23 protein-coding genes and 1 pseudogene are annotated in these 25,002 nt (G+C 71.8%); 14 read left to right on the top strand and 10 right to left on the bottom strand.

From position 1 onward, the window contains the following. The first annotated feature begins 286 nt into the window (after window positions 1-286). Complete coding sequence (locus N4G66_RS25685) at window positions 287-1,219, top strand: class I SAM-dependent methyltransferase (RefSeq protein ID WP_391858881.1); 933 nt, start codon at window positions 287-289, stop codon at window positions 1,217-1,219. A gap of 415 nt (window positions 1,220-1,634) precedes the next feature. On the opposite strand, the gene N4G66_RS25680 is transcribed toward N4G66_RS25685, so the two are convergent. Further along, window positions 1,635-2,933 carry a molybdopterin-dependent oxidoreductase gene (locus tag N4G66_RS25680; protein ID WP_261706555.1) on the bottom strand — a complete coding sequence of 433 codons (1,299 nt, stop codon included), beginning with the start codon at window positions 2,931-2,933 and terminating at the stop codon, window positions 1,635-1,637. Window positions 2,934-3,226: 293 nt separating this feature from the next. Between N4G66_RS25680 and N4G66_RS25675 the strand changes: the two genes are divergently transcribed. The 4 genes from N4G66_RS25675 to N4G66_RS25660 all read left to right on the top strand — a co-directional run bounded on the left by N4G66_RS25675 (window position 3,227) and on the right by N4G66_RS25660 (window position 8,462). Beyond that, on the top strand, window positions 3,227-4,684 hold the full coding sequence (locus tag N4G66_RS25675; RefSeq protein ID WP_261706579.1) for a hypothetical protein: 1,458 nt from the start codon (window positions 3,227-3,229) through the stop codon (window positions 4,682-4,684). A gap of 514 nt (window positions 4,685-5,198) precedes the next feature. Beyond that, window positions 5,199-6,668: an APC family permease gene (locus N4G66_RS25670; RefSeq protein ID WP_261706554.1), complete on the top strand. Its 1,470-nt coding sequence runs from the start codon at window positions 5,199-5,201 to the stop codon at window positions 6,666-6,668. Next, complete coding sequence (locus N4G66_RS25665; protein ID WP_261706553.1) at window positions 6,665-7,102, top strand: hypothetical protein; 438 nt, start codon at window positions 6,665-6,667, stop codon at window positions 7,100-7,102. The genes N4G66_RS25670 and N4G66_RS25665 overlap by 4 nt, the downstream gene beginning before the upstream one ends. A gap of 1 nt (window position 7,103) precedes the next feature. Next, window positions 7,104-8,462, top strand: a complete 1,359-nt coding sequence (locus N4G66_RS25660; protein ID WP_261706552.1) for a dipeptidase — start codon at window positions 7,104-7,106, stop codon at window positions 8,460-8,462. An 83-nt stretch (window positions 8,463-8,545) separates the two neighbouring features. On the opposite strand, the gene N4G66_RS25655 is transcribed toward N4G66_RS25660, so the two are convergent. After that, the gene (locus tag N4G66_RS25655) at window positions 8,546-9,001 is read right to left on the bottom strand and encodes a (2Fe-2S)-binding protein (protein WP_261706551.1); all 456 of its coding nucleotides are present in this window, start codon (window positions 8,999-9,001) and stop codon (window positions 8,546-8,548) included. Between the two features lie 82 nt (window positions 9,002-9,083). Then, window positions 9,084-11,168 (bottom strand): xanthine dehydrogenase family protein molybdopterin-binding subunit, encoded by a 2,085-nt coding sequence (locus N4G66_RS25650; protein WP_261706578.1) that lies wholly within the window; start codon window positions 11,166-11,168, stop codon window positions 9,084-9,086. A gap of 160 nt (window positions 11,169-11,328) precedes the next feature. Here N4G66_RS25650 and N4G66_RS25645 point away from each other — a divergent pair, with 160 nt between their 5' ends. After that, window positions 11,329-11,919 carry a hypothetical protein gene (locus N4G66_RS25645; protein ID WP_261706550.1) on the top strand — a complete coding sequence of 197 codons (591 nt, stop codon included), beginning with the start codon at window positions 11,329-11,331 and terminating at the stop codon, window positions 11,917-11,919. Window positions 11,920-12,048: 129 nt separating this feature from the next. Next, window positions 12,049-12,444: a TOBE domain-containing protein gene (locus N4G66_RS25640; protein WP_261706549.1), complete on the top strand. Its 396-nt coding sequence runs from the start codon at window positions 12,049-12,051 to the stop codon at window positions 12,442-12,444. Between the two features lie 49 nt (window positions 12,445-12,493). On the opposite strand, the gene N4G66_RS25635 is transcribed toward N4G66_RS25640, so the two are convergent. The 3 genes from N4G66_RS25635 to N4G66_RS25625 all read right to left on the bottom strand — a co-directional run bounded on the left by N4G66_RS25635 (window position 12,494) and on the right by N4G66_RS25625 (window position 15,383). Continuing rightward, window positions 12,494-13,657, bottom strand: coding sequence for an NAD-dependent formate dehydrogenase (locus N4G66_RS25635; protein WP_261706548.1), 1,164 nt, complete (start codon window positions 13,655-13,657; stop codon window positions 12,494-12,496). Between the two features lie 103 nt (window positions 13,658-13,760). Then, entirely contained in the window at window positions 13,761-14,696 is a 936-nt protein-coding gene (locus N4G66_RS25630; RefSeq protein ID WP_261706547.1) for a LysR family transcriptional regulator, read from the bottom strand. A gap of 189 nt (window positions 14,697-14,885) precedes the next feature. After that, window positions 14,886-15,383 (bottom strand): molybdopterin-dependent oxidoreductase, encoded by a 498-nt coding sequence (locus tag N4G66_RS25625; RefSeq protein ID WP_261706546.1) that lies wholly within the window; start codon window positions 15,381-15,383, stop codon window positions 14,886-14,888. A 220-nt stretch (window positions 15,384-15,603) separates the two neighbouring features. Here N4G66_RS25625 and modA point away from each other — a divergent pair, with 220 nt between their 5' ends. The 5 genes from modA to N4G66_RS25600 all read left to right on the top strand — a co-directional run bounded on the left by modA (window position 15,604) and on the right by N4G66_RS25600 (window position 19,937). Next, on the top strand, window positions 15,604-16,452 hold the full coding sequence (modA, locus tag N4G66_RS25620; protein WP_261706545.1) for a molybdate ABC transporter substrate-binding protein: 849 nt from the start codon (window positions 15,604-15,606) through the stop codon (window positions 16,450-16,452). Between the two features lie 176 nt (window positions 16,453-16,628). Beyond that, window positions 16,629-17,522: an ABC transporter permease gene (locus tag N4G66_RS25615; RefSeq protein WP_261706544.1), complete on the top strand. Its 894-nt coding sequence runs from the start codon at window positions 16,629-16,631 to the stop codon at window positions 17,520-17,522. A 94-nt stretch (window positions 17,523-17,616) separates the two neighbouring features. Next, on the top strand, window positions 17,617-18,699 hold the full coding sequence (locus N4G66_RS25610) for an ABC transporter ATP-binding protein (protein ID WP_261706543.1): 1,083 nt from the start codon (window positions 17,617-17,619) through the stop codon (window positions 18,697-18,699). Between the two features lie 157 nt (window positions 18,700-18,856). Beyond that, on the top strand, window positions 18,857-19,315 hold the full coding sequence (locus N4G66_RS25605; RefSeq protein ID WP_261706542.1) for a cupin domain-containing protein: 459 nt from the start codon (window positions 18,857-18,859) through the stop codon (window positions 19,313-19,315). 202 nt (window positions 19,316-19,517) lie between these two features. Continuing rightward, entirely contained in the window at window positions 19,518-19,937 is a 420-nt protein-coding gene (locus N4G66_RS25600; protein WP_261706541.1) for an ATP-binding protein, read from the top strand. A gap of 260 nt (window positions 19,938-20,197) precedes the next feature. On the opposite strand, the gene N4G66_RS25595 is transcribed toward N4G66_RS25600, so the two are convergent. Together N4G66_RS25595 and N4G66_RS25590 are read right to left on the bottom strand one after the other, a co-directional pair. Then, window positions 20,198-20,401: a cold-shock protein gene (locus N4G66_RS25595; protein WP_020871138.1), complete on the bottom strand. Its 204-nt coding sequence runs from the start codon at window positions 20,399-20,401 to the stop codon at window positions 20,198-20,200. Between the two features lie 281 nt (window positions 20,402-20,682). Next, complete coding sequence (locus N4G66_RS25590) at window positions 20,683-20,997, bottom strand: MerR family transcriptional regulator (RefSeq protein WP_261706540.1); 315 nt, start codon at window positions 20,995-20,997, stop codon at window positions 20,683-20,685. Between the two features lie 201 nt (window positions 20,998-21,198). Here N4G66_RS25590 and N4G66_RS25585 point away from each other — a divergent pair, with 201 nt between their 5' ends. Next, window positions 21,199-22,053: a hypothetical protein gene (locus tag N4G66_RS25585; protein WP_261706539.1), complete on the top strand. Its 855-nt coding sequence runs from the start codon at window positions 21,199-21,201 to the stop codon at window positions 22,051-22,053. An 86-nt stretch (window positions 22,054-22,139) separates the two neighbouring features. Here the strand turns inward: N4G66_RS25585 and N4G66_RS25580 are convergent, their stop codons facing one another. Beyond that, the gene (locus tag N4G66_RS25580; RefSeq protein WP_261706538.1) at window positions 22,140-23,978 is read right to left on the bottom strand and encodes an alkyl/aryl-sulfatase; all 1,839 of its coding nucleotides are present in this window, start codon (window positions 23,976-23,978) and stop codon (window positions 22,140-22,142) included. Window positions 23,979-24,122: 144 nt separating this feature from the next. Here N4G66_RS25580 and N4G66_RS25575 point away from each other — a divergent pair. Then, window positions 24,123-24,425: pseudogene (locus N4G66_RS25575) on the top strand (TerD family protein); the annotation flags it as partial. A gap of 36 nt (window positions 24,426-24,461) precedes the next feature. On the opposite strand, the gene N4G66_RS25570 reads toward N4G66_RS25575, so the two are convergent. Next, window positions 24,462-24,683 carry a hypothetical protein gene (locus N4G66_RS25570; RefSeq protein ID WP_037614735.1) on the bottom strand — a complete coding sequence of 74 codons (222 nt, stop codon included), beginning with the start codon at window positions 24,681-24,683 and terminating at the stop codon, window positions 24,462-24,464. Between the last annotated feature and the right edge of the window lie 319 nt (window positions 24,684-25,002).

The following is a 25,002-nucleotide window of genomic DNA, read 5'->3' as shown; positions in this document are numbered from 1 at the left end:
GACCGAGTCCGGGACTGGCGCTGGGACCCGGACTGGGAACGGAACTGGGACTGGGACTGGGACTGGGAACGGGATCTCGACCTCCCCCGGGACCGGGACCGCGAACGGGACTGGCACCGGGATCGGGAGCCAGGCTGCGAACGGGACCGGGACCGGCATCGACGGCCGGACCGGGGCAGAGGCCGGGGCCAAGACAGGCACGGGGACCGGAACAGCAACCGGAAGCGGCAGCGGAGCCGGAAGAGGCGGCGGGACCGGAAGCGGCAACGGGACCGGAGGAGGGGCCCTGGTCGGGCGGGCTGCTCGGTCCTGGGCCGCTGATCCCTACGCGGACGCGCTGGGCGCCGGTCGGGGACCCCTGTTCCTGCGGCGGACGGACGGCTGGCTGCTCCCCCTGGAGGTGGAGCGCTGGTGCGCCCGCGCCGACGCGGTGGACCTGCAGGTGCTGGCGTACTGCGAGGGCGCCGTACTCGACGTGGGGTGCGGGCCGGGGAGACTGGTCGCGGAACTCGCCGCGCGGGGACGCCCCGCACTCGGCATCGACGTCAGCGAGGCCGCCGTGGCACGCACGGTACGGCTCGGCGGGCAGGCGCTGCACCGGTCCGTCTTCGAGCCGCTACCCGGAGAAGGCCGATGGGGCACCGCCCTGCTCGTCGACGGCAACATCGGCATCGGCGGCGACCCGGCCGCCCTCCTGCGTCGCACGGCCGAACTTCTCGCCCCGGGCGGCCTGTTGATCGCCGAGACCGTGGCAGGCGCGGACGTCGACGAACGCGTCGACGTCCGCATCGTCCGCGCCACGCACACCGACGACGAGGACGCGGACGCGGACGCGGACGCGGACGACGGTGCTTCCGAGACCCGGGCCGGGACCGGGGCCGGGGGGACCGAGCCCGGGGGCGAGGGCACCGGCGACGGCGAGGGCACCGGCGACGGCACAGGCGCGGGCGATGGCGCGTCGGGCGACCGGGGCGCCTTCCCGTGGGCCCGGCTCGGCACCCCGGCCCTGCTCCGGCACGCGGCGCGCGCCGGATGGCGCACGGACGCTCAGTGGGCGGCGGGCGGACGTTCCTTCGTGGCCCTGCGCAACGGGTCCCGGCGGGACGCCCGGACGGACCGCAGGAGGAGCAGCAGCGCGGACCCGGCGAACAGCGCCGCCGTGATCAGCAGCCAGTGGGCCAGGAAGTCGTCGGCCGACAGGGCGGTCGCCGACCGGTAATGGTCGGCGACCTGCCCGCTGATCAGCGGGAACCACACCAGCAGCAGGAGACCGGAGAGGGCCGCCGGAACACGGACGTACATCGTCCGGTCCCGGTGCCCGGTCGCGTCCAGCGCCTCCGAGACGGCCCGGTCCGCACCGGCGTACAACGGCACCAGGACCAGGTCGTGCAGCACCGCCGCGCCCACGAACCAGAGCGCCACCCGGGACCATTCGGCCGCGAGCAGCCGCACCCCCGCGTAGGCGGCGAGCGCGAACGTGCAGGCCAGCAGGAGGAGTTGGAAGGGGCTGCCGATCAGGTCCCGGCCGATGCGCGGACGCGTCGCCGGGCGCAGCGCCGCAAGTCGTCGTCGCAGCTCAAGTCGCCGCGGGTCGAGGCGTCGCGGGTCAAAGCGCCGCGGGTCGAGGCGTCGCATCACAGGTCTCCGAACGTCATCCGGGCCACCCATTTGGTGTTCAGCACGCCGGGCGCGGCCGGAACGATGACCCGCGCCGGGTAGCCGTGATCGGGGGTCAGGTCCTCGCCGTTGACGAACAGGGCGAGCAGGGACCGCGGATCGCGTACCTGGTTGTCACGCAGGGCGGCCACCCGGAACGCCCCGTGCCGCTGCAACGACTCCACCAGTACGTCGGGGGCCGCGTCCTTCTCGTAGCCGACGAGCCCCGCCAGGTCCCGCAGCCGCACGCCCCGCCACCACTGGTCGGACGTCGACCAGCCCTCGACGCAGGCGATGGGCAGCGCGGCGCTGTACAGGGGGAGTTCCCGGAGTTCGGTGCGGCTCAGCCGGACCGTGCGGTCCTTCCCCGTGACGACCAGGCGCCAGGCCTCTTCGCTGGTCTCCGTGGCGGTGATGCCGCGTGACGCGGCCGTCTTGTTGATCTGGAAGCCGTTCGGTCCGGAGCCCGGTTCGGCGCCGCCGTGCGGGGCCAGCAGCGCCGTTTCGCGCAGCGGTCCGTCGAAGCCGTGGCCCGCCGTGGTGGCGACCAGGAGCACTGACCCGCCTCCGACGAATCCGAGGGCCCCGCGCCGCGAGACGGTGGGCGGCAGCGGGTCCGGGGACACCAACTCGTCCTCGGGCCGTGCCGGTTCACCCGCACCGGGCAGGCCGCTCGCCCGCTCGGGCGAACCACTCGCCGGCCCCGTGCTCGGACGGCGGACGTGGCGCAGGTTGCGGAAAGCCGTCGGCACCCGCAGGACCGCGTGCGTCACGAACGCCGCGATGAACACCCAGGCTCCGTAGAAGTGCAGCGTGTAGAAGGAGCCGGGGAAGACGTAGTCGAGCTGGATGTTCAGCACGCCGGTGGTGAACTCGAAGAGCGCGCCCCCTACCAGGAGCAGCAGTGAGAGCCGTTCCAGGGCGTGCGCGAGCGATCGGGCCGGCGGCAGCGCGAACAGCTTCGGTACGACCGACCACAGCTTCGCCAGCAGGACGGGGACCAGCGCGATGCCGAGCGTGACGTGCACCCCCTGCGTGAGGCGGTACAGCCAGACCGGACGGGTCGGCCAGGGGAAGAGGTAGAACCCGAGGATCCCCTTGTCGGGGGTCTTGTCGTTCACCGCCGAGAGGTTCGGGTTGTAGGCCGCGTACGACAGGAGCCCGGTCACGAACAGCACCGTGATCCCGACGAGCAGCACCACGCCGAGCACGGAGGTGAACCAGGGACCGCGCAGCGGGCTGCGCCAGAACGCGGGTGACGAGGGAGACCGTGGCATGCCCCGACCGTAGGCCGGGGGCACCCTCCGAACGGGTTCTCAAACCATGACGAAACTCTGACGTCCACCTCAGTGGCCCCGCTTGTCGGAGCCTCCCGGCCTAGCGTGCGAGGGTGAACCGCGACCTCTCCCGCGATCTGCCTCGCGACCGCCCCGAAGACCCTTCCCGGGTCCTTCCCCCGGCTCCTCCCCGAGCCGTTCCCCGGGCAGTTCCCCGAGCCGTTCCCCGAGCACTTTCCCGGTGCCTGTCCCGTGTCCGGTTCCGGGCCGGGTCCCCCGACCTTTCCCGCGCGCTGCTGAGCGACCGGCCCCGGGACGTCCTGCGCGACCTGGCCGCCGCCCTGGCCGCCGCGCTGCTCGTCCTGACGGCGGTGATCGTCGGCTACGTCATCGAGCACAGCGACGGCACGCTGTTCGTCAGCGCCGCGCCGCTGTACGGGAGCTGGGGGCCGCATGTCGGACCCGGCACCGCGGCCGCGATGACCGTGGCCGTCGCGGTCGTGGCCTACGGACCTCTCCTCGCCGCACGGCTGCCCTGGCGGCGGCTGCTGTCCGCCGTGTGGGGCACGACGACGGTGTGGACGTTCTCCCTCGCGCTGATCGACGGCTGGGAGCGGGGCGTGGCCCGGCGCCTCACCGCGCGGTACGAATATCTCCAGGTCATCTCCCCGGTCAACCGCTTCCACGACATCCCGGCCGCCCTGCGGGACTTCACCCACCACATCCTGTTGCACTCCCCCGACCACTGGCCCGCGCACATCGCCGGACATCCGCCGGCCGCCACCCTCACCTTCGTCCTCCTCGACCGGATCGGGCTGGGCGGCGGGGCCTGGGCGGGCGTCTGGTGCGTCGCCGTCGGCGCGACGGCCGGGGTGGCGGTGCTCGTCACCGTGCGCGTCCTGGCCGGGGAGGCTCTCGCCCGGCGCGCCGCGCCCTTCCTCGCCCTCGCCCCGGCGGCCGTGTGGATGGGCACCTCGGCGGACGGCTACTTCGCGGCCGTGGCCGCCTGGGCCCTCGCCCTGCTCGCCCTCGCGGTCACGGGACACCGGCCGCGGACGACCGGCCTCGCCTCCGGTCTCCTCCTCGGCCTCACCGCGTATCTCTCCTACGGGCTGACCCTGATCTCCGTGATCGCCTGCGCCGTCCTGCTGCTCGGGCGCCGCTCCAGGCTCCGGCCGCTCCTGTACACCCTGGCCGGACTCACCGTCGTACCGCTGGTGTTCACCCTGCTCGGCTTCAACTGGTGGGAGACGTACCGCCTGTTGGTCACCCGCTACTACGAAGGGGCGGGCGGTATCCGGCCGTACGGCTACTGGGTCTGGGCGAATCTCGCCTGCACGGTGCTGATCGCGGGACCGGCGTCCGTGGCGGGTCTGCGCAGGGCGGGGGCGGCGGCCCTGCGGATCGGGGCGGCGCCGGTACGGCTGCGTACGACTCCCGTACCGGAGAACCGGTCTCCGGCGCTGGAGAACCCCTCTCCCGCGCCCGAGCAGGCCACCCCGGCCCACGAGGAGGCCGCGGCCACCACCGGACCCGCCCCGCGTCTCGCCGTCCTCGTCATCGCGGCGCTGCTCGCCCTTCTCGTCGCCGATCTCTCCGGTATGAGCAAGGCCGAGACCGAACGCATCTGGCTGCCGTTCGTGATGTGGATGCTCCCGGCGGGGGCATTCCTCCCCCGGCCCCGAGCCTGGCTCATCGCCCAGGCGGCCCTGGCCCTGCTCCTCAACCACCTGGTGCTGACGGGCTGGTGACCGTCGGACCGGTCCCGGGTGCCCGACGGCGGAGCGTCGGGTCACGTCGACGGAGGCCATCAAGGACTTGATCACGGCCGCTCGAAGAGGTGGGCGCCCTCGCCGCTGGACCGCAGCAGCAGGCCGGTCAACCGGGCCAGGAACGCGGCGACTTCGTCCGGAGCGGCGACCGTGTCCGGCTTCATCGGCCACCTCCCCTCGACGCGTGGCCCGGCACCCACCGGGATGTGCGCGCGGTCCCGCCACCAGCATGCGGAACGCCCGGCCCGCACGCCGAGCGAAGCGGTCCGAACGGGTGAGGAGGGGCGGCCGGAACCGGCGACACCCATTGCTCACCCGGACGGGTGAGCAACAGCCAGGGCCGGCAGAGACCGCTGCCCACCCGGACGGATGAGACCGGGCCAGGACCGGCGAGGACCGCTGCTCACCCGGACGGCTCACCCGCCGCGCGATGCCACTCACGCGCCCGGAGGCTGGCCTCAACTCTTTCGCCCCATGACCAGGGAGGGGTCCGATGAGCTCGATGGACATGCCCGCGGACGCGCCACGGCAATCGGCGCGGGCCGCGCACGCCACGATCCCGGATGCGCCCCGACTCACCTGGCTGACGCTGGCGCTGATGACGACGGCGTCGGTGGCGAGTCTGCGGGCCGCGCCCACCATGGCGGTGTACGGGCTGGCCTGCGTGTTCCTCTACCTGGTCCCGGCGATCGTGTTCCTGCTGCCGACCGCCCTGGTTTCCGCGGAGCTCGCCTCGGGCTGGAACGGCGGTGTCTACCGCTGGGTCAGCGAGGGGCTGTCCAAGCCGCTCGGCTTCCTCGCCGTGTGGTGCCAGTTCGCGATGACGATCTTCTACTACCCGAGCCTGCTGGCCTTCGTGGCGAGCACCCTCGCGTACGTCATCGACCCGGCCCTCGCCTCCAGCGGCCTCTACACCGCGATCGTCATCATGGTCCTGTACTGGACCGGCGTCTGGATCTCCTCCCGCGGCACCAAGGCCCTCGCGGGGCTGTCCAGTTGGGGCCTGGTCATCGGCACCCTGATCCCCGGCACGATCCTCGTCGTGCTCGGCATGGTCTTCCTGGCCCAGGGCAACCCCTCGGCCGCGCCCATGACGGCCAGCCATCTGCTGCCGGAGTGGACGGGCCTGGCCAGCCTCGTGCTGATCGTGAACAACTTCCTCTCGTACTCCGGCATGGAGATGAACGCCGTCCACGTGTCGTCGCTCAAGAACCCGGCGAAGGAATACCCGAAGTCGATGTTCCTGGCGATGGGCCTGGTGCTGCTGATCTTCATCCTGCCCGCGCTGGCGATCAGCTGGGTGGTGCCCTCCAGCCAGACCAGCCTCACCGCCGGTGTCATGCAGGCGTTCGACGCGTTCTTCTCGTACTTCGACATCGGCTGGATGACCCCGATCGCGGCGGTGATGCTGATCTCCGCGTCACTGGCCGGCATGCTGACCTGGCTCGCCGGACCGTCCAAGGGTCTGCTGGAGATCTCCCGCAGCGAGGGCTATCTGCCGCCGTTCCTGCAGCAGTTGAACCGGTTCGGCGTCCAGCAGAACATCCTGGTGACCCAGGGTGCCGTGACCACCGTGATCGCCCTGGGCTACGCGTTCATCCCGAACGTCTCCAACGTGTACTGGATCTTCTCGACGATCACCACGCAGGTGTACCTCATCGTCTATCTGCTGATGTTCGTCGCGGCGATGCGCCTGCGGAAGAACCAGCCCGACCACCCGCGCGGTTACCGCGTCCCCGCCCTCAATGTGCTGTGCGTGGTCGGTCTGCTGTCCTCGGCCGCGGCCATGGTCATCGGTTTCGTGCCGCCCTCCCAGTTCGGCGGCGGCAGCGTGCTGGTGTACGTCGTCATCATCGGCAGCGGCCTGGGCCTCCTCGGCCTGCTGATCCCGTGGGCCTTCCTGAAGTTCCGCAAGCCGAGCTGGCAGACGGAGGCGGCGCGCGAGGAGGGAGCGGCGTCATGAGTCCCACCCGGTTCGCCTCCGAGCACAAGTGGATCTACATCGGCGCGATCGTCGTGCTGCTCGCGCTCGTCGTGATCGGACTCGTGCGCTACGCGGCCATCACGACGAACAACAAAGCCACGCAGAAGGCCAACGAACTTGCCGACGCCGCGGTGGCGGCCGGCTACCGCCGCCCCGACACCGCGCTGATCGCCGGCCTCCTGGGCACCGACGGCGGCCTGGTCTGCGACGACCCCGCCAGTGCCCTCAAGTCGGCCCTGTGGAAGATCAACGTGTCGAACGGCGCCGCGTTCGTGGGCCAGCGGCCTGTCATCGGCGACGGCAGGGCGCTCGCGGCGGAGGCCACGATCATGAAGATCTACTGCCCGGACAAGCTGGACAAGATCCAGGACAAGCTCGACGACCTGAAGACCGACGACACCGTGAGGCAGTGACGTGTCCGAACTCGCCGAGAAAGTGGCCGGGTTGATGGGCCGGGCCAGGACGGACCTGGCCGAGCTGGTCGCCATCCCGTCCGTCGCCGACCCGCGCCAGTACCCGTCCCAGGAGTGCCATCGGGCCGCGCGCTGGGTGGCCGACGCCTTCACCGAGGCGGGGCTGCGTGACGTCCACCTCGCCGAGACGCCCGACGGCAGCCACGCCGTCATCGGCCACCGCCCGCCGCCGCCCGGCGCGCCCACCGTCCTGCTGTACTGCCACTACGACGTGCAGCCGCCGCTGGACGACGACGCCTGGACCACCCCGCCCTTCACCCTCACCGAACGCGACGGCCGCTGGTACGGACGCGGCACCGCGGACTGCAAGGGCAACATCGTGATGCACCTGACCGCCCTGCGGGCGCTCGGCGACGACATCCCGGTCGGCCTGAAGTTCGTCGCCGAGGGGTCGGAGGAGCAGGGCACGGGCGGACTGGAGAGTTACGTGGCCCAGCACCCGGAGCAGTTCCTCGCCGACGCGCTGCTGGTGTGCGACACCGGCAACGCGGAGGTCGGCACGGGCACCGCCACCGTCACGCTGCGCGGGCTCGCCAACGTCGTCGTCACCGTCGACACGCTCGCCGGAGAGGTGCACTCGGGCATGTTCGGCGGCCCCGCCCCGGACGCGCTCGCCGCGCTGATCCAGATGCTCGCCACCCTGCGCGACCCGGCCACCGGCGCCACCCGCGTCAACGACCTCGACTGCGAAGGCAGTTGGGAGGGGGTCGGCTACGACGAGACACAGTTCCGCGCGGACGCCGGCGTGCTGGACGGCGTCCGTCTCACCGGAACCGGCACGGTCGCCGACCGGCTGTGGGCGCGCCCCGCCGTCACCGTCCTCGGCATCGACTGCCCTCCGGTGGTCGGCTCCGCCGCCGCCGTACCGGCCACCGCACGGGCCCGGGTGAGCCTGCGGGTCCCGCCCGGCACCGACTCGGCGGCAGCCCGCGCGGCCCTCACCCGGCACCTCACCGGGGCCGCGCCCTGGGGAGCGCGGGTCACCGTCGAGGACGAGAGCACCGGGGCCCCGTTCCGGGCGGCCACCGACGGCCCCGCCTACACCGCGCTCGGCCGCGCCATGGACGAGGTCTACGGCAGACCCATGGCGTTCCTCGGCCAGGGCGGCTCCATCCCCCTGTGCAACGTCCTCGCCGAGACCTACCCGCGCGCCGAGATCGTCCTCATGGGCGTGGAGGAACCCCGCTGCCTCATCCACGCCCCCAACGAGAGTGTCGACCCGACCGAGATCGAGCACATGGCCCAGGTCGAGGCCCTCTTCCTGCGCGCCTACGCGGCCATCGGGGGCCGCGGCCGCTGACTCGCGGCACGATCGCTCCCCGCGGGATCACGACGTCGCCGTACGGCCGTGATCCCGTCCCTCGGTCCTGCGCGGACGTACGGTCACCCCTGCACGGAAGCCTTCTTGATCGCCTCGCGGATGCGGGAGTAGGTGCCGCAGCGGCAGACGTTCTCGATGCGGTCGATGTCCGTGTCCGTGGGGTTCGGGGTCTTCTTGAGCAGGGCTGCGGCGGCCATGATCTGGCCCGGCTGGCAGAAGCCGCACTGGGAGACGTCACAGTCGAGCCAGGCCTGCTGCACGGGGTGCAGGCGGTCGCCGTCGGCGAGGCCCTCGATGGTGGTGACCTCACGGCTCGCACAGTCCGCGACCGGGACGACACAGGGCTGGAACTCCGCGCCGTCGAGATGGCTGGTGCAGGCCCGGCAGACACCGACACCGCAGCCGTACTTGGGCCCGGTCACCTCCAGCAGGTCGCGCAGCACCCACAGCAGGGGCATGTCCGCGGGTGCCTCGACGGTGACTTGTTTCCCGTTGAGCACGAAGGAGTAGGACGGCATCAGCACTCTCTCCGGAGCGGCATCGGTACCTGCACCTCTAACGGGTCTCGGAAGGGGGTCGGAAAGGAATCGGAAGGAAGCCTCAGAAACTGATCGGGAAACGGCGGGGACGGGTTCCCGTCGCCCGGGCGTAGGCGTTGGCCACCGCTCCGGCCGCCGCGGGAACACCGAGTTCGCCGGCTCCTCCGGGGTCTCCTCCGGAAGGCATGATGTGCGCCTCGAAGTGCAGCGGCGCGTGCCGATGACGGGCCCAGTGGAAGTCGGCGAAGCTGCCCTCGCGGACGGCGCCCCGGTCGAGGTGCAGCCCGGCCGTGAGCACGGTGGAGATGCCGTCGACGGCGGTGCCCATGAGCTGGGCCTCCAGTCCGCGGGGGTTGACGGCCGTTCCGACGTCGGCGGCCATCACCACCTTGGTGACCCGCGGGTTCTTCGGGTCACGGGCGTCGATCTCGACCAGGCAGGCCACGCAGGAGCCGTACTCCTCGTGCACGGCCACGCCCTGTGCGTGCCCGTCCGGCATGCTCCGGCCCCAGTGCCCGGCGTCCGCCACCCGGTCGAGCACGGCCCTGACCGCCTTGCCGCGCAGTGTCGTCCGCCGGAACGCGACCGGGTCCTGGCCGAGGCTCCGGGCGATGTCGTCGACGACGATCTCCTCCGCGGTGCGCATGGTCCCGGAGTCCACGGAACGCCAGGCACCCAGCGGCATGGCGAGACCCACCGATCCAGAATCGCCGGACACACGGCCGAAGTTGTAGAGCCCGCTGTCGCTGGGCAGCGGTCCGCCCGCCCTGGCGCCCATGGCGGTGACACCGCCCTGCGCGGTGACGCCCGGCTTCTCGTACGACTCGCTCACCGACGCCGTCATGTGCGTGAACGCCACGACCCGGCCGCCCGCGTGGCTGGCCCGGATGCGGTGGTGGCTGGCCGGGCGCATCCGGCCGTGCCGCATGTCGTCGCTCCTGCTCCACATCAGCTTCACCGGACGGCGGGCCGCCTTGGAGACGAGGGCCGCCTCGACGGCGGCGTCGTAGGTGAGCCGGCGCCCGAACGACCCTCCGCCGCGCAGGACATGGACCCGGACCTTTGAGGCGGGCAGCCCGGTCGCCGAGGCGATCGTGTCGCGCGCGTCCATCGGCGTCTGGGAGGAGAACCAGATCTCGGCGCTGTGCTCCCGTACGTCCGCGACCGCGGTCAGCACCTCCATCGGGGCGTGTCCGACGAAGGCGAACTCGAACTCGCCGCCCACCTGCCGGGTGCCGAGCAGCGGGGTGCCGAGCGGCGGGACGGCGGCGCGCAGCCGGGCCCGTACGTCCACGTCGGACAGTGCGGCGAGCGGGCCCGGCGACCAGGTGATCCGCAGGGCGTCCCGAGCCTTGAAGGCGTGGTGGAAGGTGTCGGCCACGACGGCGACACCGCCCTCGATCCTGACGACCGCGTGGACGCCGGGCAGCGCGCGGGCGGCCCGGTCGTCGAGTGAGCGGACCTTCCCGCCGAGCGTCGGCGGCCGGGCCACCACGGTCGGTTTCGCCCCGGCCACCGCCAGGTCGCCGGTGTACTTCGCCCTGCCGGTGACGATGTCACGCGCGTCGATCCGGGATGTCGGCCGCCCGATCACCCGGTGCCGGGAGGCCGGCTTGGGGTCGGTGGACACGGCGGGCCGGTGGATCCGGGCGGCGGCCGCGGTCAGCGATCCGAACATGGCCGTACGGCCGTCGGGCGCGACGACCATGGTGTCCCGCGTGTGCAGCTTGCCCGGGGGTACGTGCCAGCGCCGGGAGGCGGCGGTCACCAGTTTGGCGCGCGCGGTGGCGGCCAGCGCGCGGGCGGGCCCGTACAGCGAACCGACCGAGTTCGAGCCGCCGGTGAACTGGTTGCCGCGAGTCCGGGCCTCGGCGAGGGGGATCTCGACATCGGCGAGCCGGGCGTCCAGTTCCTCGGCGATCATCATGGCTACCGCGGTGGTGATGCCCTGGCCGACCTCGACCCGCGGCAGCCGGACGACGACCTTGTTGGCGGCGGTGACCTCCAGGACCAGCATCTCGTCGTCGGTGCCGGTCACCAGAACGTCGGAGGGTCCCGAGGTGGGCTCGGCGCCCTCCGCCGGGGAGGCGTCGCAGCCGAGCGGCGCGGCGACGGTCAACGTGGACGCGGCCAGCGTGTGGACGATGAACCTGCGGCGGGACAGCTGACGGGCCAACGAAGGCTCCTCTCCGAGCCAGCCGGGGGCGTACAACTGGTAGGAGGGCGGACCCGGCCGTGCGGTTCCCGCTGAACGGATGCGGCGTCTGCCGCGTCCCCGTACCACCGGATGGCGGACGGGGAGCAACATGAACAAGCGAAGCAGGATCAGGGCGAGCGGCGGCGGCGTGGCGGTAACTGCCGTGGCACTCATGACGGTTCAGGGGTCGAGCGCCGACGCGGGAAGCGATCGGACACCCGTCGCGGAGCACACGACCGTGTGCGTCGGCACCCGGCCGACGCACAGCCTGCCCGGCAGGGAGTCCTCCCCGCTCCGGGTGACGATCCACGCCGACAAGAGGGGCGGGACCCGCTACAAGAGCGTCTTCACCGGCGTGTCGGTCGACGAGCGCGGGAACGCCGTGAACGTGTACCGCATCCCGTCCAAGGCGTTCGACGCGGACATCTGCAGCCACGCGATCAAGGGGGTGAAGGTGCGGATCCACGACACGGACGTCACCCAGCAGCAGACCTACGCCCTGGTCGACCGGATCAGCCACGACATGGACCGCTGGGACGGCCGGTTCAAGCTGTACACGGTGGGCCCCGACGTCAATGGCTATGTAATCTTCGGCGTCGACCGCCCGGCGAAGGCCGAGCCGATCATCAAGAAGGCCTTCGGGAAGTTCTGGGCGAGGCACATCAAGGTGGAGCAGTCGGGAGTGCCGAGGCTCGACTGACGGCGGCAGCCGGTCCGGGCAGGGGCCCTTCGCCCGGACCGGACCGGCTGCCGCCCTGTCCGGACCGGCTCGCACCGCGCCCGGGGTTCGGCTTGCAGGTGCGAGGACCGCCTGCCTATCGTCGCGCGTATGCAGTCCTACACGATCGGCCAGGCCGCCCGGCTCCTCGGGGTGAGCCCCGACACCGCCCGGCGCTGGGCGGACGCCGGGCGGGTGACCACGCACCGGGACGAGAGCGGACGGCGGCTCATCGAGGGGCGCGATCTCGCCGCGTTCTCGGTGGAGCTGGCCGGAGCCGGTGGTGAGGAGGGCGTCACCTCCTACACGTCCGTCCGCAACGCCTTCCCCGGCATCGTCACCGCCGTCAAACTCGGCGACGTCGCGGCCCAGGTGGAGATCCAGGCGGGACCGCACCGGCTGGTCTCCCTGCTGACCCGGGAGGCCGTCGAGGAACTGGGCCTGGAAGTCGGCGTGGAGGCCACCGCCCGGGTCAAGTCGACCAACGTGCACATCGACCGCGCCTGAACGGCCACCGGTTCAGGAGACCGTCGTCGAGTACGAGTCGGCGCCGGGGTCAGGAGACCGTCGTCGAGTACGAGTGGGCTCCCGTCCCCGCCAGCGCGCCCCCGTCGACGATCAGGTACTCGTCGCGGATCGGGGTGCCGTCCAGCCAGCACTCCAGGATCTCCCGGGTGCCCGCCGCGTAGCGGGCCTGCGCGGAGAGCGAGGAACCCGAGATGTGCGGGGTCATCCCGTGGTGCGGCATGGTGCGCCAGGGATGGTCGGCGGGCGCCGGCTGCGGATACCAGACGTCGCCCGCGTAACCGGCCAACTGCCCACTGACCAAAGCTCGTTCGATCGCATCCCGGTCCACGATCCGGGCCCGTGCCGTGTTGATGAGGTACGCCCCCCGCTTCATCGTGGCGAGCAGCTCGTCACCGAACAGTCCCTCGGTCTCCGGGTGCAGCGGCGCGTTGATGGTGACCACGTCGCAGTGCGGGGCCATGTCGGCCGCGGTGGGATGGAAGGTGAGCCCCAGCTCCCGTTCGACCGCCTCCGGCAGCCGGTGCCGGTCCGTGTAGTGGAGCTTCACGTCGAAGGGCGCGAGCCGCCGCAGCACCGCGAGCCCGATCCGTCCGGCGGCGACCGTGCCGACGTGCATGCCCTCCAGGTCGTACGAACGGGCCACGCAGTCCGCGATGTTCCAGCCGCCGTCGAGCACCACCCGGTGCGAGGGCAGGTAGTTGCGGACGAGCGAGAGCGTCGTCATCACCACGTGTTCGGCGACGCTGATGCTGTTGCAGTACGTCACCTCGGCGACCGTCACCCCGTGCGCGATGGCCGCGTCGAGGTCGACGTGGTCGGAGCCGATCCCGGCCGTGACCGCCAGCTTCAGGTTCCTGGCGGCCGTGATGCGCTCGGGGGTGAGGTACGCGGGCCAGAACGGCTGCGAGATGACGACGTCCGCGTCGGGCAGCTCCCGGTCGAAGACCGATCCGGTGCCGTCCTTGTCGGAGGTGACGACCAGGGTGTGACCGCGCTCCTCCAGGAAGCGGCGCAGCCCGAGTTCGCCGGTCACGCTGCCGAGCAGCCGCCCCGGGACGAAGTCCGTCCCCTTGGGAGTGGGCGCGGTCTGGCCGCCGGGGTAGTGGCCGATGACGGGGAGGTCGTCCCGGGCGTACGTCGTCGGGTATCCGTCGGCCGGGTCGTCGTACAGCACGCAGAGCACCTTGGCCATGTCGCGGCTCTCCTCAACTCCGTTGTCCGTAAGGTGCTTTCACCATCCTCGAAGTCAAATTCCCTGGTCAAAGCGAACGTTGCTATGTGCTGATAGCCGCGGGCTATGAACCCGCCTCCCCCAGATGCGTCTTCAGCAGTGCGTCCAGCGCGTCACGCACCCCCGCCTCCCTCGCTACCTTCAACAGCGCCTGCGCCAGCACCGATTCGGGCTCGTGCCGCGCGACCACGATGCCGACCCGGGGCCCGTGCGCGGGACCCTCCAGCGGCACCACCCGCATCCCCCGCGGCACCCCGAACATGTGCAGCCAGGCGTGCGAGATCACGCTCGACCAACGGCCCCCGGGCAGCTGCGCGTACAGCCCGGCGACAGTGTCGGACTCGATCGCCGGAGCCGCCCGCGCACCGTCCGCGGCGAAGCACTCGTCGATGATCCGGCGGTTGCGCATCCGCGGGCTCAGCAGACACAGGGGGAGACCGGCCGCCTGCGCCCAGCGGGCGGTCGCCGCGCCGGCCAGCGGACCGTCCACCGGGGTGAGCAGCACATACCGCTCCTCGTACAGCGGAAAGCGCCGTACGTGACGCAGGTCGTCGTCGTCGAGATACGTCATCGCCGCGTCGAGCTCGAACTCGGCGAGCCCGTGTGTGATCTGCGCCGACGACAGCGACTCCAGGCTGACCCGGGCCCGCGTGTGACGCTCGCAGAACGGGGTGGTGAGCAGGGACGCGGCGGGCAGCGCGGTGGGCACGATGCCGAGCCGCAGGGTGCCGGTCAGACCGCCGCGCAGCGCCGACAGCTCCTGGCGCAGGGCGTCCCGCTCGGCGAGGATCCGGTGCGCCCAGGCCAGGACCACCTCGCCCTCCGGGGTCAGCCCCTCGTACCGTCGGCCACGGCGCACGATCGGCACGTCCAGCTCGTGTTCGAGCCGACGGATCGCGGCGGACAACGACGGCTGTGACACGAAGCAGGCCGCCGCCGCGCGGGCGAAGTGCCGCTCCCGGGCGAGCGCGACCAGGTACTCCAGCTGACGCAGCAGCACGCGCCACCTCCCGTAGGCGGGCCAGGGTCGCAGACGCGGGGCGGCCCTGTCACGACCCTGGGACCGGCCTCGCGCCCAGGCGATCGGGCTCACGCCCCGGGCGGTCGGGCTCACGCCCCGGCCGGTCGGGCTCACGCCTCCGACCGCGGCTCACGACCGCGACGGGCGAACCCGGACCGGCTCGGGCGGTCAGCCGGAGGTCTCGTCGGACCAGGACGGGTAACGGCCTTCCACCCGGATGGCGTTGATACCGCTGATGTGCCGGGCCCCGCACCGGTCCTGCGGCAGGACCAGCTGCGGACCCGCCCGGTCCAGCGGGGTGCCGTCGATGCCGACCGCGAGCAGCACCGGAGCGCCCGCGAAGTCGGGGTCGATCTCGGCCCAGGTGAGCAGTGCGTGGTGACCGTCCGCACCCGCCACCGCGATGAGGAAGCGCAGCCGGTCCTTGCGGCGGGCCGGATCGAAGCGGGGCCCGGCGTCCCGCAGCACGTCGTGCAGCAGCGGGCCCTCGAAACCGTGGTGCCGCACTCCGCTGGTGGCGCACTCGAAGCTGACCCGGACCCGGTGCCGGGGCCACGCGAACAGGTCGGGCACGGTCAGCCGGGCCGGCCGGGCGAGGTCGCCGCTCAGAGCGAGTTCCGCGAGCGAGGGAGCCGGCGGCGTCGGCTGTGTCAGGGACTGGCTCACTGGGCAGCACCTCCCGCAGGACCGTACCCAGCGGGCGGTCCCGTGCAAACGCACATGCGTACATCCGAAGGCTGTACGCACAGCTCATGCGATGCAACAGGAGACTTAAAGCTCGCACATGCGGAAGTATGATCAGCGCACAACAGAACGTGAGCTCATGACTGAAGATCACGACGGAGGCTTCAGCGAGCCTCAGAGTTCCCGAGGGAGTAGATCCGTGATGACCCGATCCGCGCGACGGACCCGCCGCACCACCCGGACCCTGCAGGTGGCCGGCGTCGGTGCCGCCGCGCTGCTGGCCCTGAGCGCCTGCTCCTCCTCCGACAGCAAGTCCGACTCCTCCGACAAGACAAAGTCGCCGGCCTCGGCGTCCTCCGCGCCGAAGCTCTCCGGCACCGTCACCGTGTTCGCCGCCGCCTCCCTGAAGGAGAGCTTCACGGCTCTCGGCCAGGAGTTCGAGAAGGCCCACCCGGGCACCAAGGTCACCTTCAGCTTCGGCGGCAGCGACTCCCTCGCCGCGAGCATCACGGGCGGTGCCCCGGCGGACGTCTTCGCCGCGGCCAGCCCGAAGACGATGGCGATCGTGACCGACAAGAACGACGCGGCGACCGCCCCCGCCACCTTCGTGCGCAACCAGCTGGAGATCGCCACCCTGCCCGGCAACCCGGACAAGATCGCCTCCCTGAAGGACCTCACCAAGTCCGGCCTCAAGGTTGTCCTGTGCGACAAGACGGTGCCGTGCGGCGCCGCCGCGCAGAAGGCGCTGACCGCGAGCAGGCTGAAGCTCACCCCCGCCTCCTACGAGCAGGACGTCAAGAGCGCCCTGACCAAGGTGGAGCTGAAGGAGGCCGACGCGGCGGTCGTGTACAAGACCGATGTGAAGGCCGCGGGTGACAAGGTGGAGGGCGTGGAGTTCCCCGAGTCGGCCAACGCCATCAACGACTACCCGATCGCCCTGCTCAAGGACGCGCGCAACGCGGCCGCGGCCAAGGCGTTCATCGAGCTGGTGCGGTCCGCGGAGGGCCAGAAGGTGCTGACGGCGGCCGGCTTCCTGCAGCCCACGTCCTGACAACCGCCCCCGGCACCCACGTCCTGACACTCACGTCCTGACACCCGCCTCCCGGCGTCCGTCTCCTCCGTCCGTCCGTCTCCTCCTCCGTCCGTCTCCTGGCGCGGGCTTTCCCGGCACGTATCCCGTGAAGCCCGCCCCTTGAAGCGGACACCCTGAACCCGTCTCCTGAAGCCATGAGTGATCCCGTGACCTCGCTCGACAAGTCCGACGCCCCGGCCGACACCCTCATGGGTGGGCCGCGGCGCGGGCGCGGCCGGACGCGGGGCCGGACGGGTGGCCGGGTGCGGGGCGGGGCGCCGCCCGCCCTTCTGCTGCCGGCCCTCGTCGGGCTCCTCTTCCTGCTCCTCCCGCTCCTCGCGCTGCTCGTCCGGGCGCCCTGGCGCAGCCTGCCGGAACAGCTGACCGAGCCCGAGGTCTGGCAGGCCCTCCAGCTGTCCCTGTTCTCGGCCACGGCGGCCACCGCGGTGTGCCTGGTGCTCGGTGTGCCGCTCGCCTGGCTGCTGGCGCGCACGGAGTTTCCCGGGCGCGGGCTCGTCCGGGCACTGGTCACCCTGCCGCTCGTACTGCCTCCGGTGGTGGGCGGTGTCGCGCTGCTGCTGGCCCTCGGCCGCAACGGAGTCGTCGGGAAGCTGCTCGACTCATGGTTCGGGATCACGCTGCCCTTCACCACGGCCGGGGTGGTCGTGGCCGAGGCCTTCGTGGCGATGCCCTTCCTGGTGATCAGCGTGGAAGGCACCCTCCGGGCGGCCGACCCGCGCTACGAGGAGGCCGCCATGACCCTCGGCGCCTCCCGCTTCACCGCGTTCCGCCGGGTCACCCTGCCCCTCATCGCGCCGGGCATCGCCGCCGGTTCCGTCCTGGCCTGGGCCCGCGCGCTGGGCGAGTTCGGCGCGACGATCACCTTCGCGGGCAACTTCCCGGGCCGTACCCAGACCATGCCGCTGGCCGTCTACCTGGCCCTGCAGAGCGACCCCGACGCCGCGATCGCGTTGAGCCTCGTCCTGCTCGTGGTGTCGATCGCCGTTCTCGCCGGGCTGCGGGACCGCTGGCTGACGGCGGCGTCATGACGGACATCCGTACGAGGGCCGAGCAGGAAGCCGGACGTCCCTACGAAGGCGAGCGTCACACCGGTCATCCCTACGAGGGCGAGGTGATCGCGTCATGACGGACGCGACCCCGACGGCCACGACCGCGCCGTCCGACAAGGGCCTCGACGCCCGTCTCGTCGTCCGGCGCGGCTCGTTCCGCCTCGACATCGAACTCTCCGCCGCCCCCGGTGACGTCGTCGCCCTGCTCGGGCCGAACGGCGCGGGCAAGACCACCGCGCTGCGCGCGCTGGCCGGGCTCACCCCGCTGTCCGAGGGCGGCCGGCTTCGACTGGACGGTGCCTCCCTGGACCGTACGCCGCCCGAGTCCCGCCCCGTGGGCGTCGTCTTCCAGGACTATCTGCTCTTCCCGCACCTGTCCGCGCTCGACAACGTCGCCTTCGGGCCGCGTTGTCAGGGCGTGCCCAAGGCGGAGGCGCGGGCACAGGCCGCCGCATGGCTGGAGCGCATGGGCCTCGCCGACCACGCCGGGGTCAGACCGCGCCGGCTCTCCGGCGGGCAGGCGCAACGGGTCGCCGTCGCCCGCGCCCTCGCCACCCACCCCCGGCTGCTGCTGCTCGACGAACCGCTCGCCGCGCTGGACGCCCGTACGCGCCTGGACGTACGCGCCCAACTCCGGCACCATCTGGCCGACTTCGAGGCCGTGGCCGTTCTCGTGACGCACGACCCGCTGGACGCGATGGTGCTGGCCGACCGGCTCGTGGTCGTGGAGGACGGCCGGGTCGTCCAGGAGGGCAGTCCGTCGGACATCGCCCGCAGGCCGCGCACCGACTACATCGCCCAGCTGGTCGGCCTCAACCTGTACCGGGGCGAGGCCGAGGGCCACACCGTACGGCTGGAGACGGGCCCGGCGATCACCACGACCGAGAAGCTCGACGGACCCGTGTTCGTGGCGTTCCCGCCGGGCGCCGTCACGCTCCACCGCGACCGCCCGACCGGCTCCAGTGCCCGCAACCTGTGGCAGTGCCGCGTGGGCGGTCTGGAGACGCACGGCGACCAGATCCGCGCGGACCTCACCGGCGAACTCCGGCTCGCCGCCGACCTGACGACGGTCGCCGCGGCGGAACTCGACCTGCGTCCGGGCGCCGTTGTCTGGGCCACGGTGAAAGCGGCCCAGACACACGCCTATCCGGCCTAGGGGCTGTCCGACCCCACGCGTCGGATCGGACCGCGGCATCCGGTGACAGCCTCCGATGCCACTCCCCAGCCGGGGGGGGGGCGCTCCCTGTCGGACATACGCGCGTGTCCGCCGGGAGTTGGTTGAACCCCTTCCGGCCGCGTGATAGAGGCAGGGGGTGACCTCTCCTGAGACCGGAATTCCCGCACTGGCCGCCGCCCTGAACATGCAACCCCACCCGGAGGGCGGCTGGTTCGTCGAGACCTGGACCGCGCCGCAAGCCTTCCGGCCCGACGGCTACCCCGGCCCCCGCGCCGCCGCCTCCGCCATCTACTTCCTCCTCGCACCGGGCGACACCTCCGCCTGGCACACCGTCCGCTCCGACGAACTCTGGCTGTGGCACCGCGGCGGCCCCCTCGACGTGCTGCTCGGCGGCGACGGAACAACTCCCCAGTCCACCCCGCAGGTTGTCCGTCTCGGCCCCCGCGTCGAGGCCGGGGAGCGCCCCCAGGTGCTCGTCCCCGGCGGCGTCTGGCAGTCCGCCCGCCCGGCCGGCGACGAGGAGGTTCTGGTCAGCTGCGTGGTGGCGCCCGGCTTCGACTACGACGACTTCCACCTGCTGGACTCGGGGCGCTGAACCGCCCGTTGGGGCCCCGTGGCGCCCGAACGGGGCCCTGTGGCGGCTTTGTGACGTAGGTCGTTGGTTGCCGATCGCCCGGGTGGGGCATCACCCGAAGGCAGGACCGGCCGCGCACCGTCTCGCGCGGGGTTCCGGTCGACGGGGACGGAGCCGTCGGCCGGTGCCGGTTGTCCTGGGAGGGGAAAGAGAGGTGTCAGTCATGCGTGCGCACCAGCGCACCGTCCGGCCGACCGCCCGCGTGGAGTACACACTGCCGCGTACGGCCGTCTCGGCGGGCAGGGCCCGCAAACTGACCACGGCGTTTCTGACCCGGCCACGGCCGCGGCTCGCGTCGCCGACCGCGGACCAGGTGGACGACGCCACACTGATCGCCTCCGAGCTCGTCGCCAACGCCGTACGGTACGGCCGCAGCGGCTGCAGGCTGCGTCTGCAACTGGGGCACGGGCGGGTGACGGTCGAGGTCCACGACGACAGTCCCGGACGGCCGCAGGTCGGCGTGCTGGACGCGGAATCGGAAAGCGGCCGGGGCCTGGCCATGGTCCAGCAGCTCGCCCACAGCCTGGAGGTCGTCAGTACGGGCTTGGGCGGCAAGACCGTCCGAGCGGTCCTGGCGGTGTAGCAACCGGGCTTACGCCATCGGCGCGATCGGCAGCGAGCCCTCCGTGGGCATCCGCATCGAGATGGGCCGGCATCGCCCGATGCGCTGGCACGGTCGGCGCGGTCGGCGCGGTCGGCGCGGTCGAACAGAGGAGCCGAGTTCGGAGCCGCCGAACGTGGGCAAAGGGCATCGAAAATTCATCGCAATTTCAATGACCGAAAAAAACAGATGGCCGGAGCCCACACCTTGCGGTGCGGACGCCGGCCATCCGGTGTCCCAGACTAGGCGGGGACGATGTTCTCCGCCTGCGGGCCCTTCTGGCCCTGCGTGACGTCGAAGGTCACCTTCTGGCCTTCCTGGAGCTCACGGAAGCCAGAGGTGGCGATGTTCGAGTAGTGAGCGAAGACGTCGGCGCCGCCGCCATCCTGCTCGATGAAGCCGAAGCCCTTTTCCGCGTTGAACCACTTCACGGTGCCAGTAGCCATATCAAAATCTCCTTCGGGGCAAAGCTCGAAGGTCCACACTGTGTGGACCTGCGTCGCCGCAATGATTGCCCCAACCGGAATGCACCGGGAAAACTTTGGGAACCACAACTGCAACTGATATCGACAGTAGCACGCTAGAGGCCCCGAAGGGGGCGCACTATCTCACCCCGGCGCGGGGAATATCAAAACCTCGCGGGCCCGTGCACCAAATTCTGTATCGGCCGAAGCAGATATCCCGCGACCGGCCGGGAAACGGCCTGAGAGGGCCTCTGACTTGCCACTCACGCGTCCTGCGGTGTCGACCCGCGCAGCTCCGCGTTGATCCGCAGAGCCTCGTCGAGGCAGTCCTCCAGCGTGACGATCCGGCAGGCCGCCTCGACGGGCGTGCCCTGGTCGACGAGATCCCGGGCGCGGGCCGCGACGCGCAGCTGATTGCGGGAGTAACGGCGGTGGCCGCCCTCGGAGCGCAGTGGCGTGATCAGCCCGGCCTCCCCGACGGCCCGCAGGAACGCGGGGGTGGCGCCGATCAGCTCGGCGGCGCGGCCCATCGTGTAGGCGGGGTAGTCGTCGTCTTCGAACCGGTCGGTGGGGCTCATGGTGCTTCCCTGGGGCGCGTGCATCACCTTCCACTTTGGCAGATCCCGTCCGGTACCGGCCCGGGGCACCCGGCATCGGCCCTGTGACATCCGCGCGCCGCACTCACCCGGACGGCCCGGTGCGCTGGTGGGAGGCCCTGTCCGGTGATGGCGTGGAGGGACACAGCCCGACCTCGGGACCGTCCTCGGGAGGCCTCCGCAATGAACCGTCCGTCCTGTCTCCTCGCGTCCGCGCTGACCGCGGGGATGCTCCTCTCGACGGCCGCCTGCTCGACCGACGGAGGTGACGGCGGCGGCTCCGGCCGTACGGACTCCCCCGCGTCCCCCGCCTCCGCGTCCACCGTCCCGGCCTCGCCCGTCGCCGAGGAGCCCGGCGCCGCGTCGCCCTCGCCCTCCCCCTCCGTCCGTACGCTCACCAAGGCCGAGGCGCAGACCGCGCTGATCACCAACTCCGACCTGGGGTCGCAGTGGGACGAGTCGCAGGGCGTGGCGGCCTGGCACGACGCGCTGCTCAAGAGCAAGGTCGACGAGGCGGACTTCGTCACCGACAAGGCGAACGCCGAGCAGTGCCAGAAGCTGCTGGACGGTCTGTACTCCGAGGACCTGCTGGGCAAGCCGCAGGGAGCCAGTGCCGTCACCGGCTTCGACGACAGCGACAACGACGCCCAGATGCGCTACGAGGTCGCCTCGTACGGGAAGAGCTCCCTGGACTCGCAGCTGAAGTGGCTGAAGACGCTGCCGGACATCTGCGACCAGTTCACGGCCGTCAACGGCAAGGGCGACCGGCAGACCGTCCAGGTCGTCTCGACGCATCTGCCCGACGTGGGGGACGCCCGTCAGGGCCTCCAGGTGACGATGAGCGGTGAGCTGGAGGGCGACCCCGAGACCCTGACACTCGACTTCGCCGCCGTGCGGGTCGGCGACAGCGCCCTCTCCCTCACCAACGGCGGCCTCTCCGGAACCGAACACCAATCCACCGAACAGGCGGTCAAAGCAGGCGCGAGCCGCTTGAAGGACGTCCTGGCGGGGAAGTCGCCCGCCCCGACACAGGGCTGAGGACCGAAGGGGCACGGAGACGGGCACGGCGCCGCCGCTCCCGCACATCGGGAGCGGCGGCGCCGTGCCCGTGGCGGCCGTGTCTCTCAGGGCGTGACGATCGGGAACCGGGGGTCCGGCCGGTCGACGTACGAGAACAGGCGTCCGAGCAGCGCGGTGTCGCCGTCGCTCTCGATGCCCGCCAGGTCCCCGCCGGCCAGGAGGCCCAGGAGTTCCGGCTGGGTGAGGACGAGCGTCAGGCCGGCGTGCGGCTTCGGGGTGTGGTGGACCGGCATGGAGCGGTGTGTGAGGGCGCCGTTGTGCAGGTTGACGCGGTGGCGCCGCTGTTCGTCGGTGAGGACGAGGTCGATGGTGATCCGGTCGTCCCAGGCGCGCGGCCCGTCGATGCGTACGGCCACGGAGTCGAGGAGCATGGTCACCGAGAGCGCGGACGCCATCTCGGGGTTCGTGGTGTCGATCTCGACGGCGTGCGGTCCCTCGCGAAGTTCCAGGGCCCCGGTGAGATAGAAGTTGCGCCAGGTCGCGTTCTCGGCGCCGTGGCCGAGGCGGTCGTAGACACCGGCGAGGGCCTCTCTGGCGGCCATGTCGTCCGGGTCGGCGAAGACGAGATGGTTCAGGAGGGTGGCGGCGAAGCGGAGGTCTCCGTCCGCCGCGTACCGCTGTGCCGTCCGCAGCGCCTGTTCCGGTCCGCCCGCGACCTCCACGTAGCGCCGGGCCAGCTCGACGGGCGGGTGCTCCCACAGATGGGCCGGGTTGCCGTCGTACCAGCCCATGTACCGCTGGTAGACGGCCTTCACGTTGTGGCTGAGGGAACCGTAGTAGCCGCGGGCGTGCCAGGCGTTCTCCAGCGCGGGCGGCAGCCGCATCTCCTCGGCGATCTCGGGGCCCGTCAGGCCGTCGTTGAGCATGCGCAGGGTCTGGTCGTGGAGGTACGCGTACAGGTCGCGCTGTTCCGCGAGGAAGCGGACGACGTTGTCGCGTCCCCAGGTCGGCCAGTGGTGGGAGGCGAAGGCGACGTCGTAGGAGTCGTCGAAGAAGTCGATGGCCTCGTCGAGGTAGCCGGCCCACTGGCGGGCGTCGCGGACCAGGGCGCCGCGCAGGGTGAGCAGGTTGTGCATGTTGTGCGTGGCGTTCTCCGCCAGGCACAGGGCCCGCAGGTCCGGGAAGAGGAAGTTCATCTCGGCCGGGGCCTCGGTGCCGGGGGTGAGCTGGAAGACGATCCGGACGCCGTCGACCGTCTCCGTCTGGCCGGTGCGGGTGATGTCCAGGGTCGGCGGGACGAGCGTGATGGTGCCGGTGGAGACCGCCGGGCCGAGCCCCGTGCCGATCTGGCCGTGGGGCACCTTGGGCAGCTGGTCGCCGTACATGTAGCCGGCGCGGCGGACCATGGCGTTGCCCGCGTAGACGTTCTCGCTGACCGCGTGTTCCAGGAAGCCCTCCGGCGCGATCACCGGGACGCCCTCCTCGGTGCCGTGCGGCAGCACTCCGCGGGCGCCGCCGAAGTGGTCGCCGTGCGAGTGCGTGTAGATCAGGCCGGTGACGGGGCGGTCGCCGCGGTGCCCGCGGTACAGGGCGAGCGCGGCGGCGGCGGTCTCGGCGGAGATCAGCGGATCGATGACGATCACTCCGCGGTCGCCCTCGACGATCGTCATGTTCGAGAGGTCGAGGCCCCGCACCTGGTACACGCCCTCGGTGACCTCGTACAGCCCCTGCCGCGCGCACAGCTGCGCCTGCCGCCACAGACTCGGATGCGCGGTTCCGGGACATTCCGCGTCGAGAAACCCGTAGGCCTCGCTGTCCCACACCGCCCGCCCGTCCTCCGCCTCGACCACAGCGGGCCCGAACGCCACGAGAAAACCCCGGTCGGCGTTCTCGAAGTCGGTGACATCGTCGAACGGCAGCTCATCACGCCCAGGAGAGGTCATGCACCCAGCCTCGGCCGGGGCCCGGCACGGAGCATGCGCTGTGGGCCGTTGGGGGCCGGGAGCAATGCGGACGAACCGATGGACGGCGAACCCGGACGGGCGATGGACGGGCGGCATAAGGTTCCGTGACTCACCGGGGGAAGCGCGTCACACCCGGCCGGTCTGCACGTGGAGACCCTCGTCGACGGGGAGGCGGGCGGGCCGCGCGGCACTCTGGAGCGGCTGCGTCCCGAACCGGCGGACATCCTGCCCGGGAACGGCGACCGGATCACCGGTTTCCGGCTGTCCCTCTTCCGGGGTACGGGGAACACCCGTGGCAACGCCGAATCGGGCTTCATCCGCAGCGCCGACGACTCCGTCGACCGTTTCCACGACCTTGTCGTGGTCCATCTCGACCACCGCGCACCGCGGCCCCGGCAACCTGTGGTGGGGGCTGCCGCGGGCTGAGGTGGCGGGCCGGGGTGTTACGTCATTGCGTGCTAGTCAGAGCCGGTCCATCCGGGTGTAAGGGCTCAGGACGCGGACCTGGCGGGCGCCGAAGTCGACGAGCATCGCAATGCCCTCTTCGACGCCGACGATCGTGCCCAGGCCGTACTGGTCGTGGGAGACCCGGTCTCCGAGGCTGAACTCCTTGGCCACGGGGACGACGGGTGCGGCGAAGGGGCTGGTGGGCAGGTGGCGCCGGGGCGCGGAGGATTTACTCATCGTGATTCCAGTATGGGCCCTATTCCGGCGGGCGGTAGGGCTTGATGGTCTCGATCCCGCTCCGACTCGGCGTCCCGGACGGCTCCGGAACCCGGTGTGCGGGGACCCCGGTGTGCTGTCCCCGCCCGGCCGGCCGCGCGTTCCCTGAGGTCAGCCGTCGGGGCGGCGGGTCCGCGATCTTTCAGGTGCGCGGACCCGTCCACCGGGCGAGCCTGTTGTGCACCGGACAGGCCGCGACGGCGGGTCCGGGACGGGCCGGACCCGCCGTCGCGGGGGCGGCGGCACGGCGGATTCCCCGGGGGCGTACGCCGGCACGCTG

The sequence above is a fragment of the Streptomyces rhizosphaerihabitans genome (genome assembly GCF_025399795.1).
GTDB lineage: Bacteria > Actinomycetota > Actinomycetes > Streptomycetales > Streptomycetaceae > Streptomyces > Streptomyces rhizosphaerihabitans.
This window is presented reverse-complemented; position numbering and strand designations above follow the sequence as displayed.

Coding starts and splice junctions, on each gene's coding strand:
- N4G66_RS25680 (WP_261706555.1), bottom strand. CDS start 2,933: ATGCCACGGTCTCCCTCGTCACCCGCGTTCTGGCGCAGCCCGCTGCGC.
- N4G66_RS25670 (WP_261706554.1), top strand. CDS start 5,199: ATGAGCTCGATGGACATGCCCGCGGACGCGCCACGGCAATCGGCGCGG.
- N4G66_RS25665 (WP_261706553.1), top strand. CDS start 6,665: ATGAGTCCCACCCGGTTCGCCTCCGAGCACAAGTGGATCTACATCGGC.
- N4G66_RS25655 (WP_261706551.1), bottom strand. CDS start 9,001: ATGCCGTCCTACTCCTTCGTGCTCAACGGGAAACAAGTCACCGTCGAG.
- N4G66_RS25645 (WP_261706550.1), top strand. CDS start 11,329: ATGAACAAGCGAAGCAGGATCAGGGCGAGCGGCGGCGGCGTGGCGGTA.
- N4G66_RS25640 (WP_261706549.1), top strand. CDS start 12,049: ATGCAGTCCTACACGATCGGCCAGGCCGCCCGGCTCCTCGGGGTGAGC.
- N4G66_RS25635 (WP_261706548.1), bottom strand. CDS start 13,657: ATGGCCAAGGTGCTCTGCGTGCTGTACGACGACCCGGCCGACGGATAC.
- modA (WP_261706545.1), top strand. CDS start 15,604: ATGACCCGATCCGCGCGACGGACCCGCCGCACCACCCGGACCCTGCAG.
- N4G66_RS25615 (WP_261706544.1), top strand. CDS start 16,629: ATGAGTGATCCCGTGACCTCGCTCGACAAGTCCGACGCCCCGGCCGAC.
- N4G66_RS25610 (WP_261706543.1), top strand. CDS start 17,617: ATGACGGACGCGACCCCGACGGCCACGACCGCGCCGTCCGACAAGGGC.
- N4G66_RS25600 (WP_261706541.1), top strand. CDS start 19,518: ATGCGTGCGCACCAGCGCACCGTCCGGCCGACCGCCCGCGTGGAGTAC.
- N4G66_RS25595 (WP_020871138.1), bottom strand. CDS start 20,401: ATGGCTACTGGCACCGTGAAGTGGTTCAACGCGGAAAAGGGCTTCGGC.
- N4G66_RS25590 (WP_261706540.1), bottom strand. CDS start 20,997: ATGAGCCCCACCGACCGGTTCGAAGACGACGACTACCCCGCCTACACG.
- N4G66_RS25585 (WP_261706539.1), top strand. CDS start 21,199: ATGAACCGTCCGTCCTGTCTCCTCGCGTCCGCGCTGACCGCGGGGATG.
- N4G66_RS25580 (WP_261706538.1), bottom strand. CDS start 23,978: ATGACCTCTCCTGGGCGTGATGAGCTGCCGTTCGACGATGTCACCGAC.
- N4G66_RS25570 (WP_037614735.1), bottom strand. CDS start 24,683: ATGAGTAAATCCTCCGCGCCCCGGCGCCACCTGCCCACCAGCCCCTTC.